Raw genomic sequence first — 19,732 nt, 5'->3', positions numbered from 1 at the left:
GAACCGGCGCCGCGCGCCGTCGAGCCCTGCGCGCATCCAATGCAGATAAATGCACACGCGATGAGGGCGACCGAGGCGGCGCCGGGGCAGATCAATCGGTCATCTCCTGGAGCAGCGCTCGCGCCTCGGCAAAATCGGGAAGATCGGCGCACTCCGCGGGCCAGTCGGTGATCTCCCCGAGCAGGCGGCGCGCCTCGTCGCGCCGGCCCTGCTGCGCGAGCATGCGGCAGAGCGCCAGCGTCGAGCGCAGCTCGAACGTTCGCGCGCCTTGCTCGCGCGCGACAGCGATCGATCGCCGCAAGCACCGCTCGCTCTCCTGCTCGGCGTCGGCGCCGGAGGCGCGGAGAGACAGCGCCCTCAGGCGGCAGAGCTCCGGGAGGTAGTACACGTCCCCCGACTCCTCGGCGAGCAGAAGGCAGCTCGCCAGCTGCTCGATCGCGGCCTCGTGCTGCCCGCGCTCGGCCTCGAGCTCCGCCACCAGCGAGAGCCAGTACGGCAGTCCTGTCTTCTGGCCGGCGTCCCGGATCACCTCGACGTGCTGCCTCAGCTGCTCGAGATCGCGCTGCGCCCAGCAGCGCAGGGCCCAGCAGTGCACCTTGAACCAGAGCGGATGATGCTCCGTCAGCTGCAGCACGGAGTCGGTCACCGCGGCGACCTGCGCCCGCTCGCGGCCATAGTGGTAGACGCCGGCCAGGTGGAGCAGCGCCATCCCGACGCTGTTCAGGTGATCGAGCTCGCGCGCCCACGCCACCGCGGCCTGCCCGTGGGCGAGCGCCTGGGCTGGAAAGCCCATCAGGTAGAGCACCACAGCGAGCGTGTACTGGCCCCAGACCTTGACATCGACGCCGTAGAAGAATGCGTGCTCCCGATGCGCCCGAGGGTCGTAGAGCGCGATGCCGCCATCGAGCTGCTGGCGGGCCTCTGCGAGCTTTCCTTCGAAGAACGAGCACTGTCCCAGCAGCACCATCGACGAGACCAGCTGCCCGGTGTCCTGCGACCGCCTCGCCAGGTCGAGCCACCGCTCGGCGATCGCCCGCGCCTCGGGGCGATGGTTCCGCATGTGGTGGTACCAGAACATCGCCCACAGCGTCGGCGGGGTCATCGAGCTCTCCCCGAGCTCGTCGCTCAGCTCCTCACAGCGGTGGACCGCCGCCTCCAGCTCCTTCGGCATGTACCCGCGCCGGCCGATGAGCGCGAGGATCAGCAGGCTGTTCAGGCGCAGCTCCGCCAGCGCGCGCTCCCGCGCGTCCGCGATGGCCGACAGCCAGCCGAGCGCCTGCGTCACGTGGACGATCGCCTCGGTGTCGTCGGCGTTCGCAGGCCGCTTCAGCGCGCGCTCGGCCGCGATCTCCGCGTACGCGATCGCCCGCTCCAGCTGCTCGGCGGCCGCGTGGTGGTGCGCGAGCAGGTTGGGCCGCGCCGCGACGATCTCGGGGAAGCGCGCCTCGAGCGTCCGGGCGATGGTGGCGTGCACCTTCCGCCGGCTCCGCTTCGAGAGCGACTCGTAGGCCGCGTCCCGGATGAGCACGTGCTTGAACTGGTACGTCGGGTTGTTCAGCCGCCGCTTCCTGTGGATGAGATCCGCGGCCATCAGCCGCTCGAGGTCCTCCTGGACATGCTCCCCGTCGAGCGTGGACACGGCGCAGAGCACGTCCTGGGAGAACTCCCGGCCGAGCGCCGCGGCGATGCGGGCCGTCTCCTTGGCCCTGCCGAGCCGATCGAGGCGCGCCACCAGGAGGCCCCGCAGCGTCGTGGGGATCGCGAGCGCCGAGAGCGGCTCGGCGAGGCGGTAGTGGTCCCCCTCCTCCACGAGCGCCCCGGACTCGAGCATCATCCGCGTCAGCTCCTCGACGTAGAGCGGGACGCCGTCGGTCCGGTCGACCACCTGCGCCAGCACCGGCTCAGGCAGGGCGCGGCCGCCGGCGAGGCGCGCCACCAGGTGCTCGACGTCCGACCGATCCAGGCGGCTCAGCTGGATCTGGAGCATGCCCGACATCGACCACGGCGGCGAGAACTCGGGCCGCGCGGTGAAGGCCGCCATCAGCGGCGCCGACGGCACGTCGGCGATCATCACGCCGAGCCACTCGAGGGTCGTCGGATCGGCCCACTGTAGGTCCTCGACCACGAACAGGACGGGCTGCTCATCGGCCATGTCGAAGAGCATCGTCGCGAGCGCGTTGAGCGTCCGCTCCTTCTGCCGCGGCGGCGGATCCAGCGGGGCGGCGTAGCGCCCCTCCAGGGGGATCGACAGCAGCGCCGCCAGCAGCGGCACCATCTCCGAAAGATCGAAGCCGCGGCGCGAGAGGAGCGCCTCGAGCCGGGCGAGCCGGCGTCCCGTCGCGTCGTCCCGGCCGGTGTCGATCAGCCGCTCCAGGAGCTCGATCAACGGGTAGAGGGCGCTGCTCCGCTGATCGGGCACGCAGCGGCACTCGAGGCAGCTGTGCCGCTCGCCGCGGAGCCGCCGGGCGAGCTCCCCGGTGAGGCGCGACTTGCCGATCCCGGGGCCGCCGGTGATGAGGATGCTCTGCCCGATGCCCTGCCGGACCTGGCCCCAGCGCTGGAGCAGGAGATCGAGCTCCTGGCTCCGGCCGATCAGCGGCTCGGTGTCGCGGCCGGCGATGTCCTGGTCCTGGGCCGGGGGAGGGATCTCCTGCCCCATGCGGTAGACAGCGAGCGGGCGCGCGACGGACGAGAGATCGGGCGGCGCCATCGGATCGAGCGCGAACCGGCTCCGGAGGAGCCTGAAGGTCTCGCCGCTGACCACGACCGTGCCCGGCGCCGCGATCGCGCTCAGCCGGGCCGCGATCTGCGGTGTCGTCCCGAGGTGCTGCGTGTGCCGCTGGAGCTGGCCTGCGACCACGAGGCCGGTGTGGAGCCCGATCCGGACCTCGAGCGCCACGCCCCGCGCCGCCGTGAGCCGCGCGCTGCGCGCCTTCACGTCCGCCACGATCTCCAGCGCCGCGCGGGCGGCGCGCCGGGCGTCATCTTCCTGCGCGGAGGGATAGCCGAAGTGCAGCAGGACCTGATCCCCCAGCGCGCCGGCGAAGCGCCCTCGGTGGCGGCGGGCGAGCTCGGCGCAGACGTCCTGTTGCTCGTCGAGCAGATCGTCGATCTCCTCGACGTCGGTGGTCTTCAGCCCCGGGCCCGAGGCGGTGAAGGTGCAGCAGACGACGGTGAGGGGCCGCCGTTCGCCGTCGGCTCGCTCGAGCTCCGGTCCCTCGGGCCCCGGCGTGGCCGGCGCCTCCACGCGCCGGGGCGTGGCCGGAGACGGCATCGTCTCGGCCGCCGCGTGGTCGCCGGGCAGCGCCCGGGGCTCCCGCGGGGGCGCGTCGAGCGGCGCCGTCTCGCTCGCGACGCGGCGCCACGGGCTCGCGTCCGCCGCGCTTCGGATCGGGGCTGACGGCGAGCTCCGCGCTCGCGCGGGCTCGGCGAGGTCCTCGCGGCTCAGCGCGTCCACGTCGCAGGCCTCGAGCTCGCGCAGCAGGCCCGAGGCCGTGACGACGCGCGCGGACATGTCCTTGAGGGTCGCGCGCCGGAGGAGGGCGCCGAGCGGGTGCCCGAGGAGCGCCGGGGGGATCGGGATCGGCTCGGGGCTGGCCTGCCGGAAGAGCACCTCTTGCACCGATCTGCCGGTGATCGACGGCCTGCCGGTGAGGCACTCGAGGAAGACGAGCCCCCAGGCGTACAGGTCCGAGCGCACGCTCACCGGCTGTCCGAGGAGCTGCTCCGGCGCCGCGTACGCGGGCGTGCAGAGGATCTCGTTGCTCGGGGTGAGCTTGGGATCGACGCCCTCCATGGCCCCGGCGATGACCGCGCCGATGCCGAAGTCGAGCACCAGCGCGTTTCGCCGCGCGCCGGTCGAGACGATCATGATGTTGCTCGGCTTGAGGTCGCGGTGGACGACGTTCTGCGCGTGGGCGCAGCCGAGGGCGTCGAGGATCTGGAGCATCAGGTACCGCGCCTCGCGTGGATCGAGGGCGATCTCTTCGGCCAGCACCTCCGCCAGGTTCTGGCCGGGCACGAACTCGAAGATCGTATAAAGGGTGCCGTCGTCCGCCTGTCCGGCGTCGATGAGCCGGACGATGTTGGGGTGGTGGAGCTGCGCGCAGAACCGCGCCTCCTGGTGGAAGCGGGCGCAGCGCCGCGCGACGTCGGCGGGCTTGCAGCCCCGGATCGGGTGCATGACCTTGATGGCCACCGTCTGTCCGGTGGCGAGCTGACGCCCCTTGTAGACGTCGGCGAAGCCGCTCTCGCGCAGCGCGGAGACGATCTCGTAGCGCTCCTGGAACACGGCGCCCGACGCGATGGCGCTGTGGCTCATCCCATCTCCCTCCATCGGGCGGCCCGGCGCGGCCGCGGGAGCGGGCGTGATCCGGGGAGGGCGGCGCGCTGCGCCGGCCGGCCCGCCTCATCGATGAAGCGTCTGGACAGAGCGGCTGTCGATCTCGTCAGCACAGCTCGTCCGCGGCCGACCTCGCTGCTCACGTTGGTTCATATAGGGTGGTACTCCGTCGACGTCCGTCGATGCCGACCGGGTTCCGGTGCCTTCGGCGAAGAAACCCCGGAAGGCGCTCGCGTCCGGTCGGCTCCGTCGGGCTTGGCTTCGTGGAGGCGGGCCGGCGTGCGCAAGCGCGCCCCTCGCGGGGCGGCGGCTGAGCTCCTCTTGTTGAGTTCGACTCGGCTACAAATTTCTATCGTGGCTGCTGCCGCGGCGACCGGGCAAGTCGCGGGGAACAGCGGCGAATTGACCTCTGGCACGGCCGGTGAGAGGGCAGATCGCGGACTTCGTCGGCGCTCGACGCGCGAGGGGAGCCGCGAGCTTTCCTTGGACGGTGAGCGACGATTCAATGCTTTTCAATCCTTTGTGGAAGGAGCACGAAACATGCTGAGGCAACTGGCGACCCACATCGTTTTGCTCGCGCTGGCGGCGGTTGGTCCGGTCGCGTGCGCGGGCTCGGATGACAGCCCCGCGGACGCCGGCAGCGTCGCCAGCGGGAGCGGCGGCGCGGCCGCTTCCGGCGGACAGACCTCGGGAGGCGGCGCGACAGGAGGAGACGGCGGAGCGGGCGGCAGCGCCGCGGGGAGCGGCGGCGCGGGGGCGGGCGAAGCGGGCACGGGCGGCGCAGGCACCGGCGGTGCGGGAGGCGCCGGCGCCGGCGGCACGGGCGGCGCGGGCGAAGCGGGCACGGGCGGCGCGGGTGACGGCGGCGCGGACACCGGCTGCCCGGGGACGGGGGGAATCACCTACACGCTCGCGAAGGTCGCCTCGCCGACGGCGGAGGAGCAGTCTGCCTACGACAAGATCACGAGCGCGATGGATGAGGCGCTGTCGTACTACAACTGTCAGACGAGCATCGAGAAGCGCCTGTCGGTGTCCTATGTGCCCTCGGTCGCGACGGCCGACGGCAACGTCAATGGATCGATCCGGTTCGGCGCGACGAGCTCCATGAACTACATCACCGCCATGCACGAGATCGGTCACACCGTGGGGGTCGGTAGCCGCGAGTTCGGCGCGCTGGTGGTGGACGGCGTCTTCAGGGGCGAGGCGGCGACGCGCCAGCTCAGGGCCATCACGGGCAACGAGAGCGACGTCGTGCACGCGGACACGCAGCACTTCTGGCCGTACGGCCTCAACTACACGACCGAGGTCAAGACGACGGACGATCTCGTGAACCACTGCAAGATCGTTGTCGCCATCCGCGAGGACATCGGGTTCTGACGGAACGATTCCGCGGGGGCGAACCGTTGCGATCCGTCGGATCGCAAGGACTCTCGTACCTGACGCATGAACGTACCGGGGTCATCGGACAGAGCCTGGCAGCGCAAGCCCTGCAACGCCGATGGCGCCCAGAGGACGCGCCTCCGGCGCAAGCGCGGGCGGGTCAGTACGTGAGCGAGGGCGTCGCGCAGCCCAGGCCGAAGGCGCCGATGGCTCCGCCCTCGACGACGGTCTGAACGAGGTTCGCGACCTGGTCTGCGCCGCAGAAGGTGTCCGGAAACTCGCTGCCGCCGTCGCCGCCCACGCCGTCCGGCCACGTGACGGGGCCGAGCGCGACGCGGAGATCGCCGGGAGGTCCCGTCACGAGGAGCGGCGCACAAGCGATGAAGAGGAGATCGAGGTACCTGCCAGACCAGCCGCTGAAGCCCACAACCACCTCGTTCTCGGGGCACATCATCTCCCACGACTCGGTGCCTTCGCTGCCCCGGAAAGGGGTCACGTCGCCGGGCATCCTGGTGATGGTGTACGGGCCGTCTCCCGTGAGCTTCAGGTGGCCGCACTGCGCCTGGATCTTGGCATGGATGAGCGACTCCCCCAGCGGCCCCAGGGACCCTCGAAACCCGAGGAGCACCTGGCTCTCGGGGCACCGGTCCATGGCAGGGGTGGCCGTACCGGGGCTGCCGCGCAGCTCGGTGTAGGTCTGCTCCACGACGTCGATGCCTGTCGGCGTCGGGCACGGCTCCCCCTCGCACTCGCCGCCGCCGCCCGCGCCGCCCGCCTCACCGCCGCCGCCTGCCTCACCGCCGCCGCCTGCCTCACTGCCGCCGCCCGCCTCACCGCCGTCGCCGCCCGACCCGCCACCCCCATCGCCAGGCAGGGCGCCGCCTCCTCCGCTCGCGCCCACGCCGTCGAAGGTCAGGCTGTCGATACCCGAGATCGCATTGCATCCGGCGAGGACGAGGCTGGAGATCAGCGCGGAGAGGCCGAGCAGATGGCGCGTCACCGAGACCAAGTACCCGATCCGCGGCCGGACCGGTAGCTGGTCGCCCGAATGCCGCTTCGTCCTCGATCACGGTGGGCTCGGCGGCGACATCAACGTCGGTCAAGCCCCGATGGTTACCCGATGTGCGCGCCGGCTCGCACGTCCGAAGACGACGGCCGATGGAGCGCTGAAAGACAACGGATCCGAATAAGATTCGGTTCGATGATCCGACAGGTCTTCGGCGCCACCCGCTTCAACGCGCCCGGCGGCTTCACTGGTCTCGATTTTTCTCCGGACTCCAAGACGCTCGTGGCTCTCGTGACCGGCGAGAAGCGCACGAAGGTGCATCGCTTCGCCGTCGACGACGGTCGTGCCCTCGACGAGCAGACGGTGACCGGTTGCTTCACTGGCGTCTTCGCGTTGCCTGACAGCGACCTTCTCCTGTGGGCGCGCGGATCCATCGCGCGCCTCGGCCAGGACGGCGAGCTCTCGTGGAAGCTCGGAGAGAAGGCGACGAAGAAGTTCGCCTTCGCGACCGTGAGCGCCGACGGCGCGATCGTCGCGACCTACGGCGGAGACTCCGTCGCCAGCGTCTTCGACGCGCGTACCGGCAAACGACTTCACGACCTGAGCGAGCCCGCAGGCGAGATCTTCGCGTTCGCCTTCTCACCCGACGGAGCGACGTTCGCGACCGGCGGACAGAAGGGCATCGTCCGCGTCTTCGATCGCGAGTCGAAGGAGGAGCTCGCCCAGCGAAAGAGCTCCAAGATCCTCGTACTCGCGTTCTCACCCGACGGCAGCGTGCTCGCCGGCGGCCACGGACAAGGCGACGTCCACCTCTGGGACGGCGCGTCGCTCGAGCCCGTCCGCCTCCTGGGCTCGCATCGCTTCCAGGAAGATTACGGCTCGGGCGAGCAGGACGCGGGGCCGGCCGGTTGTCGCTGGCTCGCGTTCCTGGCCGACGGCAAGACGGTGGTCTCGCAAGGCAACGATCGCTACTTTCGCTGGTGGAAGCGTAGCGGCGCCGAGATCCGTCGCGTCCGCACGCCTCGCCACCACGCGTACGGCCAGGGCCCTGCGATGGCGCTCTCGCGCGACGGGAAGTGGCTCGCCGCAGGCTCGACGGCGTCTGGAATCGGCATCTGGACCTCGGACGGTGAGCCGGCTTCGAGCGAGCTCGGGATCGACGCGCCGCACGCGATCGCGCTGAGCCGCGAGCGCGTCGTCGTCGCCGGCTCGTCGGGGATCTGGTCCTGGCGAAGGACCGACGGCACGGTCAGCGAGCGGCGCGCGAGGGGCCCCGCTGCGCTCGCGAACCTCCCGCAGGGAGAGCTGCTCATCGTCGAGCCCGAAAACGCCGTCGTGGTGCGCGAGATCACCGACAAGGGCGAGGCGATCTTCGCGAACGACGCGATCTCTCCCCAGGGCGTGGCGGCGGTCTCGCGCGACGGAAAGACGGTGATGCTCCCCGTCGCGTCGAACGTCGAGCTCTGGGACCGCGCGCGCGGCGTCCGCGCCGCGGCGCTCTCGCACGACGCCAAGGTGTCGGCGTGCACGTTCGGGTCCGACGACACCTGGGCCGTCTCGGTGTCCGACGCGGTCCGGATCTGGCGGCTCGACGATCCGGAGACACCCGTCCGTACGATCGAGCTGGAGAGCGGTGCGCCCGAGTACTGCGGCGGCGTCGCCGTCTCGCGCGTCGGATGGGTCGCCGTCAGCATCGATCGTGACATCAGCAATCATTCGTCGGACAGCGCGCTCGTCTTCATCGATCCGCGTTCGGGTGAGGTGACAGCCACCCTCTCCCATCCAGACAAGCGCCTCGGGCAGGTCGCGTTCATCGACGATGCCCGCGCGGTCGTCGTCGACTCCGCGGGCCGTACGAGGACGGCCGACGCCGAGACGGGCAAATGGCTCGACGAGCCCGAGGCTCCGGAAGACGTTGAGTTCCACGGCTTCGAGATCCTCCCGCTCACCGCCTCCGAAGATGGAACCGAGATCGCGCACATCGACGGGCACGGCAACCTCGCCATCCGCCCGATCGAAGGCGCGAAGGAGCGTGTCGCTCCCTTCGATCTCGGCTTCACCCCGCTGGCAGAGAAGAAGCCGCAGGGCATGTTCGAGGAGCGCCTCGTCGGGACATGCATTCTCTATGCAGGCAGATTCCAGAGCTCGGCGATGGATGTGCGCACGTCGCGCGAGTTTCGCGAAGACATGCTGATCGAGCTCGGCGGCGCGGTCGCGAAGAAGGCGAAGGACGCGACGCACTTCGTCGGCGCGCGTATTCCGTACGCGAAGCACGTCCCGTCGAAGGCGGAGACCGAGATCGACGCGCGCATCGCCAAGGGCGACAAAGTCATCAAGCTGAGCGAGAAGAAGCTCATCGAGATGCTGCTCCCTACGTTCGAAGAGTCGCGCGCGATGCTGCGAGGCGAGGTCAAAGACGGCATCGAGCGCTGGAACCGATGGCGGTCGCGCTGGCGCACGTTGAGCGGCGGGTTCGTGCAGCTCTCGGGCATCGATCTCACGGGAGCCGACCTGCGAAAGGCAGACCTCATGGTGATCCCGTTCGAAGAGGCGAAGCTCTCGGACGCGCGCCTCGAGGGGGTCGATCTCTACGACTGCGTCTTCCGCCGCGCCGACCTCCGCGGGGCGGCTCTCGAAGGCGCTCGCTGCGGCCGCGTCGTCTTCTCGAACGCCGACCTCCGCGAAGCGACGCTGGCCGGCGCCGAGTTCACCGGCGCCGAGTTCGACGGCGCCGACCTCCGCGGCGCCGACTTCCGCGACGCGGATCTGCGGTACGCGAAGCTCACTGGCGCCAAGCTCGACGGCGCCAGGTTCGACGGCGCCAAGCTCCCGCAGTAGAGCTACCCGGGCGTCGAGCTGACGGTCGCCGCCGGCGACAGCGAGGTCAGCCTGTACGATTCGTCAGCTTCCGAGGGGGCCCGCGCCGCGAGGGCGGCGCGGCCCTGGCCGGCGCGCGCCGGCGGGGATCACTCGAGGTACGCAGCCAGGCCGAGCTTCTGATCGCGGACGGCTCCGGCCATGAGCTTCGCGATCTGCACCGCGCCGGAGCGCGAGAAGTGCGTGTGATCATCGCAGAAGAACTCGCCGACGGGGCCGCTGGTCGTCGCGCTCACGTCGCCCCCGGGGACAGGGCAGAAGCCCAGGGTGTTGTAGAGCGCAATGCTGAGCTCGTGCAGGTCGATCACCGGCACGCCGTACTCCTTGCCCGCCTCGTGGGTCGCGGTCACGTAGCCGCCGCGCGTCCCCCGGGCCGTGCTCCCGTTGCAGGAGATCGCGCTCACGGGGGTCACGAACACGGGCTGGGCGCCTCGCTCCTCTGCGGCGCGGGCCATCATCCCGTAGCTCGACTTGAAGGCGTTGAGCCCCACGTGCCGATCGCACGTGCTCGAGCCGTCGTTGATGCCGAACTGGATGAACAGGTAATCGCCCCGCTTCATGCCGTCGAGCATCTGGACCCACCTGCTCTGCAGTACGGGCTCGCCGCTCGAGTCACGCTCGAGCTCGCACTCCCCCGCGCTATCCATGGTGGTCTTCACGTTGTAGAGCCACGTGCGCACGCTGCGGCCCCCGACGGCGCTGTTCACCACGGTGACCCGCTCGTCGAAGAGCGCCGCGAACTGGCCACCCCAGCCGGTCGGGCAGGGGGTCTGCCCGTTGGCGACCGTCGAGTCCCCCGCGATCCAGATCGTGATGTCCTGCAGCGGCCCCGCGCCGCCCGCGCCGCCGCTGCCCGCGCCGCCGCTACCGCTCGGCCCACCTGAAGATCCCGCCGAGCCTCCCGAGCCGGCGGGCGCGTCGCCCCCGGCCCCCGCGCCGCCCGTGGAGCCGGCCGAGATCGCGGTGCTGCCCGCGCCCGCGCTCGAGCTGCTCGCTTCTGGTTGCGAGCTCCCGCCCGCGCCGCCCGTCCCTCCGCCTCCGCCGGCGCCGCCCGCTGCCGTCTCCGGATCGGCGGAACAGGCGGCGGTGAGCAGCGCGAGACAGGACACCCGGGCAAGCATCCGGCCGCGCGCGCGCGCGGCCGATCGAACGTTCCAGTCCATGAACATGCCTTCCTCCAGTCACGACATGAGCATCAGCTCCATCCACGCCGGATGGCGCTGGCCCTTCGCCTCCCGGTCCCGCAGGCCGTCACGGCGCGTTCGGTCGAGGTGCCAGGCCAGCGGCGCGACGAGCGCGCGCCGCTGCGGGCGCAGGGCGCGCCGGGAGCGGCAAGGCAACGCCGACGAGGCGAGCGGCGGGGGCGACGGGGAGCGAGCACGGCTCGCGTCACTGTGTCTGGAACGGCTCCGAACCAATCACGGAGAGGTGTTTTTTTTTCGGATCCGCATGCCAGGGTGCGCTTCGGAGCACACTCATCGCAAATCTGAAGCGGTGGCAGAATCGAGGCCGACGCGAGCGCCGGCGCGAGCGGCTGTCGCCTGGACGCGTGGCGCTCGGCGCCCGCTCCTGGAGGCGTCACCCCGGGACGCGCCGATGGTCGTGAGTCGGTCCGCACACGGCACGTCTGCCAGCTGTCGGCCCTCGGAGCCTGGGATGCGCGGTCGAGCGTCTCCGCCTGTCCACCCGCCGCAGCGACGCCACGCATGTGGAGAGGAGAGCCGCGGCGGTTCGTTCACGACACACGGCGATGTCCAGCGACGTATTGGCCAGCTGGCTGGGCAACCACGGCAATCACCGTGATGCAGGGCAAGGGGTACGAGGGCGGAAGGTGGACGGAAATCCGTTGAATGGAGATGTGCTGTGGAGGGCATTATTATGCCGTTGACTGACACAAACTTTGTCACGTATGTTTATCAAGGGTGACGCTGGTTGAGGGGTGGCGTCGCACCAGTCGTACAGGCGTTCAGACGTGCAGACGTGGCCGATGGCACGGATCAGCCAGGCGTGCTCTCGTGCGCCCGCGACGCAGCGGCGCCAGGCTCGGGCGCGCGATGGCCCCAGGGAGACGACGTTTGTGTCAGTGTCTTTAAGAACTCATCCCGAGCTCTCACACGGTCGAGGCGACGGCGGCGTCGGCGCGATGGTGCAGAGAAGGGTTCGAGTGTTCCTCGTCGGCGGCGACACGCGGGCCGCGCCGCTCGCGAGGGCCGAGGAGCGAGGAACGGCATGAACAGCTGGGATCCCCTGGGTGCAGCGGAGCAGGCTGCGGTCGCGGACGAGATCCTGTCCGTGCTGCGTCACGACCTGCGCAACCGCTTTGCGATCGTCCGGAATGCGTCGTTCTATATCAGGCGGAAGGTCGCGCGGGACGCGGCCTACACGGCGGACCCGAGGATCGAGGAGTTCTTCGGGATCATCGACGAGGAGGTGGTCGCGGCGAGCGCGCGGCTCGAGGAGTCGGTCGACGCCGCGAGGGTCTTCAACCGCAGGAGCGTGTGCGTGAGCGCGGCGGGCTGCGTGCGCCGCGCGGCGGCGTGCGCGCGCATCGGCACGTCCGGGGCCCGCATCGTCCTCTCGGCTCAGGACGGCGACGTCGAGGCCGATCCGATCGAGCTCGCCGTCGCGGTGCGGTGCCTGATCGAGAGCGCCGTGGAGTCGACGCCGGGGGACGGCGTGGTCACGGTCCGGGGCACCGCGAGCGGCGCGCGGTACTGCATCGAGGTCACGGACACGGCGCCTGCCGCCTGCGAGGCCGACAGCGAGGCGATCCTGCGGCCGTTCTACACGACCAAGCCGGGTCACTCCGGCCTGGGGCTGAACATCGCCAGGCGGGTCACCCGCCGCTACGGCGGGACGCTCGCCGTCGAGCAGCGGGCGCCCGGCACGTCGGTCGTCATCGCGCTGCCGCTCGCCGCCACGCCGGTGCTCGGCGACGTCGGATCGGAGCCGGCGCCGTGAGCGTGGGCGGTCAGCCCGCAGGGCGCGCGCTGCGCCCGCCGGCGGCCCGGGAGCCAGCGGCCAGGACCTCCGCGCGGCGCGCGGGCCCCCGGGCCTCGCTGGTCTCGCTCCTCGTCGCGTCGACGGCGGCCGCGCCCGCGGAGCCGGAGCGGACGGAGGCAGAGGACGAGCCGGCGCGGCCGCCGGTCGAGGAGCTGTTCCTCGGCGAGACGGCCTTTCCGCAGGAGGCGCTCGAGCTGCAGATCACGAGCGCGCCGAGGTGGGAACGCGACGGGCGCCAGGTCGGCTTCCGCATCCCGCTGCTGCTGGAGCTCGGTATCACCGATCGTCTGCAGCTCGGGGGAGAGCTTCCCCTGGAGCTCGCGCGCGAGGACAGCGGCGTCGTGGCCGGGCTCGGCTCCGTCGAGCTGGAGGCCCTGTACAACCTCGTCAACGAGCGGGGGCTCGGGCTCGCGCTGTCCGCAGGGCTCGGGGCCGGGCTCCCCGCCGGCGCGCGCGGGCTCGGCGCGCCGGGATACGCGCTGGAGCCGTTCGTGAGTTTCGACAAGGCGATCGGGGGCGTCCACGTGGGCCTCTCCGCGTCGGCCGAGATCCGGCTCCCGGCAGCGGGGCGCGGCGCCACGGAGCTCAGCCCCGGCGCCTCGCTGGGCGTGATCCTGCCGCTCGGCGACGTGGTGCCGACCCTCGAGCTCGCCGCCGAGCTCGAGGACACCACGTCGCTGCTCGTCGCGCCCGGCGTGCTCTGGCACCCCGCGCGCGGCCTGGAGCTCGGCGCCGCGCTCGAGCTCGGCCTCGCGGGGGAGACGCCCGACGCCGGGCTCATGCTCCTCTTCACGAGGGAGATCGAGCTCGCGGGCGACGGCGACGACCACGTGAAGCACGCAAGCAGGAGCCGCTCCCGATGAGCATTCGAGCCACACTGGCCTCCATCTTCGGCGTCGCGCTGGCGGCGGTCCTCGTCGCGGGCGGCGCCTTCTACTTCGCCATCGCGGAGATGCTCGTCTTCCAGCGGCGCGCCGAGGCGTCTTACGACGACCTGAGGCTGCACGTCACCCTCGCCAGCAACGCCAGCCGCTACATGAACGAGGCGGTCAAGTCGGTGCTCCACGGCAGCGTCAGCGCGGAGCTCACGAGCGCGGGCGAGGCCACGGCGCGCGATCTCGACTCCATCGAGGCGCGCAAGAGGGCGATGAGCGCCGACGCGGAGATCAGGGAGACCGACGAGGAATCGTCGGAGGAGATCGAGCACATCCACTTCATGCGGGAGAGCTTCGAGCGCATCGCCGAAGGCGTGGCGGCCACGATCCATGTCGAGCGCGAGCGCACGAACGAGCGACACGAGATGTTCGTGAAGCTCTCCGACCGCGAGTACAAGGCGGGGTTCCTCCCGCACATCAGCGCGGCCGTGCACGACGCGGAGCGCGACGTGGCCAGGATCCTCGACGACGAGCGTCACCTCCGGGCGCGGATAGCGTTGCTCGGCGCGGCCGCGACCGGCGGCGCGCTGATCGTCCTCGTCGTGCTGCTCGGGCGGCTCCTCCGCTCGGTGGACCGCGGCTTCAACACGCTGATCGACGGCTCCCGGCGGCTCGCCCGGGGGGATCTCGAGCTGCGCCTCCCCGAGCTCGATGAGCACGAGTTCGGCCGGATGAGCGCGGCGTTCAACCACATGGCGTCCAGCCTGCGCGCCGCCCAGGAGGCGAGGATGCGCATGGAGAAGCTCGCGGCGGTGGGGCAGCTCGCGGCGAGCGTCGGGCACGACCTGAGGAACCCGCTCGGCGCCGTCCGGAACGCGAACCATTACCTCAAGAAGCGCCTCGCCGGGACCGAGCTCGGCGCGGAGCCCCGCGTGACGCAGTTCCTCTCGATCATCGAGAAAGAGCTCGCGGCGTGCACCAAGATCATCGGCAACCTGCTCGACTTCGCGCGCGAGCGGCGGCCGCGCTTCGCGGCGTGCGCGCTGAGGCCCCTCGTGGACGACGCCATCTCGGTCGTCGAGATCCCGCCGCGCGTGCGCATCGACAACGACGTGCCGGACACGCTCCCCGTCGTGGAGATCGACAAGGACCAGTTCCGGCAGGTGCTCGTGAACCTGATCCAGAACGCGGCCGAGGCGATCCCGGCCGAGCGCGAGGGGCGCGTGCGGATCGCCGCGGAGCGGACGGGCGACGGGGTGACGCTCTCGGTCGTCGACGATGGGACGGGCATCTCGGAGGAGACGCTCGCGCGGATCTTCGAGCCGCTGTTCAGCACCAAGCTGAAGGGGACGGGCCTCGGCCTGGCGATCAGCGCCGGGATCGTGGAGCGGCACGGCGGCACGATCGCGGCGACGAGCGCGCTCGGCAACGGCACGACCTTCGTCGTGCGGCTGCCGGTGCGCGAGGAGCCGGAGGCCGCGGAGCCATCCCTTTCGCCGACCGGAACTCAGGGCGCATGACGGGGGGGCAAGCCATGCAGGTGCAGGAGGCCGCGCAGCGGGGCAAGCGGGTGCTCGTGATCGACGACGAGGAGGGCATGCGCGTCACGCTCGCCGCCAGCCTCGAGCTCGAGGGCTACGAGGTGGTGGAGGCGAGGGACGGCATCCACGCTCTCGAGCTCGTCCGGCAGCAGGCGTTCACGCTGGTCATCAGCGACATCCGCATGCCCGGGCTCAACGGCGTCGAGACGTTCCGGGAGCTCAAGAGGATCCAGCCGGAGCTCACCGTCGTGCTGATGACCGCGTTCGCGCTCGAGAAGCTCATCGAGGAGGCGATCGCCGAGGGGGTGTACACGGTGATCCACAAGCCGTTCTCGATGGACCACCTCGCGCGCATCGTCGCTCGCGCGGTGGACTCGCCGGCCGTCCTCGTGGTGGACGACGTCCCGAAGGTCGCCGACTCGATCGTGGCCGTCCTCCGGGCCGCGGGGCTGTCGGCCCTCGCCGTCCACGATGGGCGGGCCGCCGTCCAGTACGTCAGCGAGCGGGGCATCGATGTCTGCGTGCTCGATCTCGTCATGCCCCATCAGGACGGCGTCACGACGTGCGCGCAGATGCGGGGGCTGAAGAAGCGCGTCACGGTGATCGCCATGACCGGCCACGCGGTCCCGGAGATGGTCAGCGCGATCATGAGCAAGGGCGGGTACGCGTGCCTGCACAAGCCGTTCGACGCGCACGAGCTCATCCACACGATCGCCCGCGCGCGCGGGGACGCGGCGCAGGGATGAGCGCGCGCGCCCACCTCATGCGGGCGCGCGCGTGGCTGGCGAGGGGACCTCGCCGAGCCACGCGCGGGCGAGCGCGAGCGTGCGGGCGTTGGCGGAGACGTCCTCCAGGAAGCCTCTCCTGAACGCGGGGTCGCCGATCCGGTCGGCGCGCGCGAGCAGATCGTCGCGCGCCGCGCGGAGGATCTCGCGGGCCTCCTCGACGTCGCCCTTCGCGCGGAGCGCCTGGGCGTAGAGCGCCGGGAGCGCCTCCTGACGAGGCGTGAAGACCGCGCCCGCGCGCCGCTCCGCCGCGAGCGCCTCGCGGGCGAGCGCGGCCGCTTCCTCCGCGCGCCCCTGCCGGAGCCGGATCTCGGCCATCAAGGACAGGTGCGTCGCCTGGAGCGGCGGCATCAGCGCGGACGGGTCCCCCACCGCGCGGAGCTCTTCCTCCGCCTCGACCAGCTCGCCAAGGAGGCAGCGCGCCTCGACGCGGAGCAGGCGCGTCGCCGCGCTGCGCCGCCTGGCGATGGGCGTCGTGGCTTCCCGCTGGAGCGCGGCGCCGGTTTGCGCGAGCGCCTCCGTGAGATTTCGCCGCTCGAGGAGCGTGACGATCCGGAACGTCAGCGCGCGGCTCGAGACGAAGCCGGGCGCGCCCTCGGCGGTGAGCACGCGATCGAGGTGCCGCTCGGCGGCGTCGAAGGCGCCGAGCCACACGCAGTCCATGGCCGCGAGCACCGACGCCACGAGCCCGTAGAGCTGATGGCCGAGCGACTCGAAGTGCCGCACCACGGCGAGGTGCGCGTCGAGCGCCCCCCACGGGTCGCGCGCCGCCTGGCACAGCCAGGCGCCCCGCGCGACCTGGGCGCAGACCTCGGCGCGCGGATCGCCCGCGAGCTCCTTGGCGACGTCGCTCTCGAGTCGGCTCAGGTACCGCTCGGCCAGCGCGGGCATCCCTTCCCACAGCAGGCAGAGGACGATCCGGCAAGCGAGCTCCGCTCCCTGAAGATCGGCGGGGAGATCCGCTGGATCGAGCCGCGGGAGCAGCGCGTCGAGCGCCCCTCGGTCGTCGAAGCTCACGATGTAGCTCAGCGCGCCGATCAGGGCGCGCCGGTAGGTGTGGCTGCCGGGAGCGGAGGCCTCGAGCGCCCGGAGCGCGGCCCTGTAGGCCTCGTCGTGGGCGTCGCTCCAGAGCAGGCCGTCCATCTGGCGGACGTGGAGGGCGGCCAGCGTCTCCCCCGTGGCCCCGCAGTCGAGCCCCTTCTGGACGCGCGTGAGCATCGCGGGCACGTCGGCGCCGCGCAGGGCCAGCTCGGCCGCGCGCAGGTACTGCTCCGCGGCGCGCGCCGGGTCGTCGCCCCGCGCGAAGTGCTCGGCCAGCACCATCGGATCCTGCTCGCCGGCCTCGATCAGCCACTCGCCGGCGAGCCGGTGGCCGAGCGCCCGGTCGCGATCCGTCAGCATCGCGTAGGCCCCCTCCCGCAAGAGCGGGTGGCAGAAGGCGATCTCCTCCTCGCCCGCGAACCGGGAGCTCGGCCGGCGCTCGATGATCTCGCGCTCGACCAGCTCGGCCCACGCGTCGCGCTCGCTCGTCCCCGGCGTCCCGGCGCCGAGCAGCGCGCGCACGCCGCCCACCCAGGCGACCTCCCCGAAGACGCTCGCCGCCCGCAGCTGCCGCCGCGCCTCGAGCCCGAGCGCCGCGAGGCGCGCCTCCGCCATGCCCAGCACCGTCTCCGGCAGCGCGCCGCCGCGACCTTCCGCCAGGGCCCGGATGAGCTCCTCGAGATAGAAGGCGTTGCCTCCGGCCCGCTGGATGAGGGCGGCGATCTCCCCGGGCGCGCGCTGCCCGCCCGCGCCGCCGAGCGCGCTCCGCACGAGCTGCTCGGCCGCGCGGGCGGGCAGCTCGCGCAACCGGAGCTCCGAGAGGCCCCGCTCGGCCCAGAGCCTCGGGAACACCGCGTGAACCTCGGGCCGGGCGAAGGCGAGCACCGCGTAGGGCCGGTCGCCGAGCTCCCGCAGCGCCCGGTCGAAGATCCCCATCGAGGGCGCGTCTCCCCAGTGGAGATCCTCGAGCACGACGAGCACGGGGCGCGCGCCCGTCACGGCCCGCGCGTAGTCGAGGTACGCTCGCTGGATCCCCTCGGCCATCATCGCCGGGTTGTGCCGAGCGGCCCGCAGCGCCGGCAGATCCTCGTCGGGGAGGGGGGCGACGCCGAGCAGCTCGCCGAGGAACCCGGCCACCCGTAGCCCTTCCTCGCCCGAGAACAGCGGCGCGAGGGCCTGCGCGAGCTTCCGTCGCCGCACGTCGACGGCCTCGCCCGCGACGATCCCGAGCGCGCCCCGCAGCGATCCGGCGAGCATCGCGAACGCGGCGCCCGTGCCGATGGAGTCGCCGCGGACGACGCTCAGGCTCACGTCGGGGTGGCGCTGGCGCAGCACCTCGACGGCCTCGTGGCGCAGGCGCGATTTGCCCATGCCCGCCGCGGCGGTCACCAGCGCCACCGCGGCGCGCCGCTCGGCGAAGCTCTCGTCGACAAGGTCGAGCAGGTGGCGCAGCTCCCGCTCGCGTCCGACGTGGGGGCTCGGCTTGCCCAGGAGCTTGCGCGGCCCCTCGCCGATCTCGCGCTCTGCCCTGAGCCAGGAGATCCCGCCCCGCTCCACGACCTCGAAGCGCACGTCGAGCAGGGCGCGCGTCACCGCGTCGATCTGGACGCCCTCGCGCCGGCTCTCCGCGCGGCCGGGCGCGGCGGCCTCGTCGAGCAGGGCGGCCGCCCTGTCCAGCACCTCGCTGAGCGGCGATCGACCCGCCGGCTCGCCCCACCCCGTTACCAGCACGACCGCCGCGCTGGGGAGCTGCGCGCAGATCTGCAGCGCGCAGCGCGCCACGAGCGCCGCCTGGTCGGTCGCGCTGCCCGCGCTCACCACGAGCGTCACCACCATCCCGTCGCCGAGCTCTTCCACCTGCGCGCTCAGCGGCGTGGCCGCGCGGCGCACCACGGCGAGCGCGTTCGGCGGTGACGCGTGCAGATCCAGCGACTCTGTCGACTCGAAGAACGAGGCTTGCGCCGGCCGGACCGCAACGATCGAGACCAGGCGCTTCTCGCCCGTGGTGATGACCGCGCTGGGAAGGGGAGCCGAGGACACCTTGCTCGTCTTCCAGGCGCCGAGCGTGTCCAGGGTGCGCGCCACGGCCGCGCCGTCCTCGGGCCGCGCCGAGGGATCCTTGGCGAGCATCTGCGCGACGAGCTCGTCGAGCGCGTGGGGCACCTCGGGCCGCAGCTCCCTCGTCCTCGGCGGCTCCTCCAGGAGCAGCTTCCACACGAGCGCCATCGGGTGTTGCTTGCGGAACGCCGGCTTCCCGGTCAGGCACTCGTACAGCACGCATCCGAGCGAGAAGATGTCCGCGCGCGCGTCGAGGGTGTCCCGCTCGCCCCGCGCCTGCTCCGGCGCCATGTAGCCCAGCGTGCCCAGCACCGCCTCCGTCCGCGTCAGCCGCTTCGAGGCGTCCGCCAGCTGCGCGATGCCGAAGTCGAGGAGCTTGACCCGATCGAGCGCGCCTTCGACCAGGAAGAGGTTGCTGGGCTTGATGTCGCGGTGCACGATCCCGCGCGCGTGCGCCGCGCCGAGCGCGTCTGCCACCGTCCTCACGAGGGCGATGGACTCGTCGATGCGCAGCTCCTGCCGCGCCAGCCGATCCGAGAGGCTCTCGCCGGAGAGCCACTCCATCGCGAGGTACAGCTCCCCCGTCGGCGCCATGCCGTGCGTCGCGTAGCGCACGATGTGGGGGTGCTCCAGCCGGGAGAGCGTCTCTGCCTCGCGGAGAAAGCGCGCCTGCGCGCGCGCGTCCGCCGCCTTGCGCAGCAGCTTGACGGCGACCACCGTCCCGCTCGAGCGATCGAGGGCCCGGTAAACGGTGCCCATGCCGCCGGATCCGGCGATCTCCGCCAGCTCGAAGCGGCCGTCCAGCAGCCTGCCAGGCAGCATGC

Annotated in this window: 10 protein-coding genes; 6 read left to right on the top strand and 4 right to left on the bottom strand. The window is 71.9% G+C overall.

Going from position 1 to position 19,732, the window contains the following annotated elements:
* Positions 1 to 91 precede the first annotated feature (91 nt).
* Positions 92 to 4,321, bottom strand: coding sequence for a TOMM system kinase/cyclase fusion protein (locus tag WMF14_RS28690; RefSeq protein WP_437791081.1), 4,230 nt, complete (start codon positions 4,319 to 4,321; stop codon positions 92 to 94).
* A gap of 561 nt (positions 4,322 to 4,882) precedes the next feature.
* Here WMF14_RS28690 and WMF14_RS28685 point away from each other — a divergent pair.
* On the top strand, positions 4,883 to 5,719 hold the full coding sequence (locus tag WMF14_RS28685; protein WP_437791079.1) for a hypothetical protein: 837 nt from the start codon (positions 4,883 to 4,885) through the stop codon (positions 5,717 to 5,719).
* Between the two features lie 163 nt (positions 5,720 to 5,882).
* Here the strand turns inward: WMF14_RS28685 and WMF14_RS28680 are convergent, their stop codons facing one another.
* A complete protein-coding gene (locus WMF14_RS28680) occupies positions 5,883 to 6,731 on the bottom strand; it encodes a hypothetical protein (RefSeq protein ID WP_437791076.1) in 849 nt (282 codons plus the stop codon).
* A 111-nt stretch (positions 6,732 to 6,842) separates the two neighbouring features.
* On the opposite strand from WMF14_RS28680, the gene WMF14_RS28675 reads away from it, so the two are divergent.
* Positions 6,843 to 9,566 carry a pentapeptide repeat-containing protein gene (locus WMF14_RS28675; RefSeq protein WP_437791074.1) on the top strand — a complete coding sequence of 908 codons (2,724 nt, stop codon included), beginning with the start codon at positions 6,843 to 6,845 and terminating at the stop codon, positions 9,564 to 9,566.
* A gap of 128 nt (positions 9,567 to 9,694) precedes the next feature.
* Here WMF14_RS28675 and WMF14_RS28670 read toward each other — a convergent pair whose 3' ends face one another.
* On the bottom strand, positions 9,695 to 10,768 hold the full coding sequence (locus tag WMF14_RS28670; RefSeq protein ID WP_437791071.1) for a GDSL-type esterase/lipase family protein: 1,074 nt from the start codon (positions 10,766 to 10,768) through the stop codon (positions 9,695 to 9,697).
* Between the two features lie 1,066 nt (positions 10,769 to 11,834).
* Between WMF14_RS28670 and WMF14_RS28665 the strand changes: the two genes are divergently transcribed.
* From WMF14_RS28665 to WMF14_RS28650, 4 genes are read left to right on the top strand one after another with little or no spacing between them, the layout of a single operon-like run.
* A complete protein-coding gene (locus WMF14_RS28665) occupies positions 11,835 to 12,566 on the top strand; it encodes a sensor histidine kinase (RefSeq protein ID WP_272094086.1) in 732 nt (243 codons plus the stop codon).
* Positions 12,563 to 13,471: a hypothetical protein gene (locus WMF14_RS28660; RefSeq protein ID WP_437791068.1), complete on the top strand. Its 909-nt coding sequence runs from the start codon at positions 12,563 to 12,565 to the stop codon at positions 13,469 to 13,471. Before WMF14_RS28665 ends, WMF14_RS28660 begins: the two co-directional genes overlap by 4 nt.
* Positions 13,468 to 15,003, top strand: a complete 1,536-nt coding sequence (locus WMF14_RS28655) for a sensor histidine kinase (protein ID WP_437791066.1) — start codon at positions 13,468 to 13,470, stop codon at positions 15,001 to 15,003. Before WMF14_RS28660 ends, WMF14_RS28655 begins: the two co-directional genes overlap by 4 nt.
* Positions 15,000 to 15,770, top strand: a complete 771-nt coding sequence (locus tag WMF14_RS28650) for a response regulator (protein WP_272094083.1) — start codon at positions 15,000 to 15,002, stop codon at positions 15,768 to 15,770. Before WMF14_RS28655 ends, WMF14_RS28650 begins: the two co-directional genes overlap by 4 nt.
* Before the next feature lie 15 nt (positions 15,771 to 15,785).
* Here the strand turns inward: WMF14_RS28650 and WMF14_RS28645 are convergent, their stop codons facing one another.
* Positions 15,786 to 19,730, bottom strand: coding sequence for a protein kinase domain-containing protein (locus tag WMF14_RS28645; protein ID WP_437791063.1), 3,945 nt, complete (start codon positions 19,728 to 19,730; stop codon positions 15,786 to 15,788).
* Positions 19,731 to 19,732 lie beyond the last annotated feature (2 nt).

This window comes from Sorangium sp. So ce693, from assembly GCF_051521375.1.
In the GTDB taxonomy this organism is placed as follows: domain Bacteria; phylum Myxococcota_A; class Polyangia; order Polyangiales; family Polyangiaceae; genus Sorangium; species Sorangium atrum.
The sequence above is the reverse complement of the archived record's forward strand: the minus strand, read 5'-3'. Positions and strand labels throughout refer to the sequence as shown.

Excerpts from the sequence above, each read along its gene's own strand:
- WMF14_RS28690 (WP_437791081.1), bottom strand. The coding sequence starts at position 4,321 with ATGAGCCACAGCGCCATCGCGTCGGGCGCCGTGTTCCAGGAGCGCTAC.
- WMF14_RS28685 (WP_437791079.1), top strand. The coding sequence starts at position 4,883 with ATGCTGAGGCAACTGGCGACCCACATCGTTTTGCTCGCGCTGGCGGCG.
- WMF14_RS28675 (WP_437791074.1), top strand. The coding sequence starts at position 6,843 with ATGTGCGCGCCGGCTCGCACGTCCGAAGACGACGGCCGATGGAGCGCT.
- WMF14_RS28670 (WP_437791071.1), bottom strand. The coding sequence starts at position 10,768 with ATGGACTGGAACGTTCGATCGGCCGCGCGCGCGCGCGGCCGGATGCTT.
- WMF14_RS28665 (WP_272094086.1), top strand. The coding sequence starts at position 11,835 with ATGAACAGCTGGGATCCCCTGGGTGCAGCGGAGCAGGCTGCGGTCGCG.
- WMF14_RS28655 (WP_437791066.1), top strand. The coding sequence starts at position 13,468 with ATGAGCATTCGAGCCACACTGGCCTCCATCTTCGGCGTCGCGCTGGCG.
- WMF14_RS28650 (WP_272094083.1), top strand. The coding sequence starts at position 15,000 with ATGACGGGGGGGCAAGCCATGCAGGTGCAGGAGGCCGCGCAGCGGGGC.
- WMF14_RS28645 (WP_437791063.1), bottom strand. The coding sequence starts at position 19,730 with ATGCTGCCTGGCAGGCTGCTGGACGGCCGCTTCGAGCTGGCGGAGATC.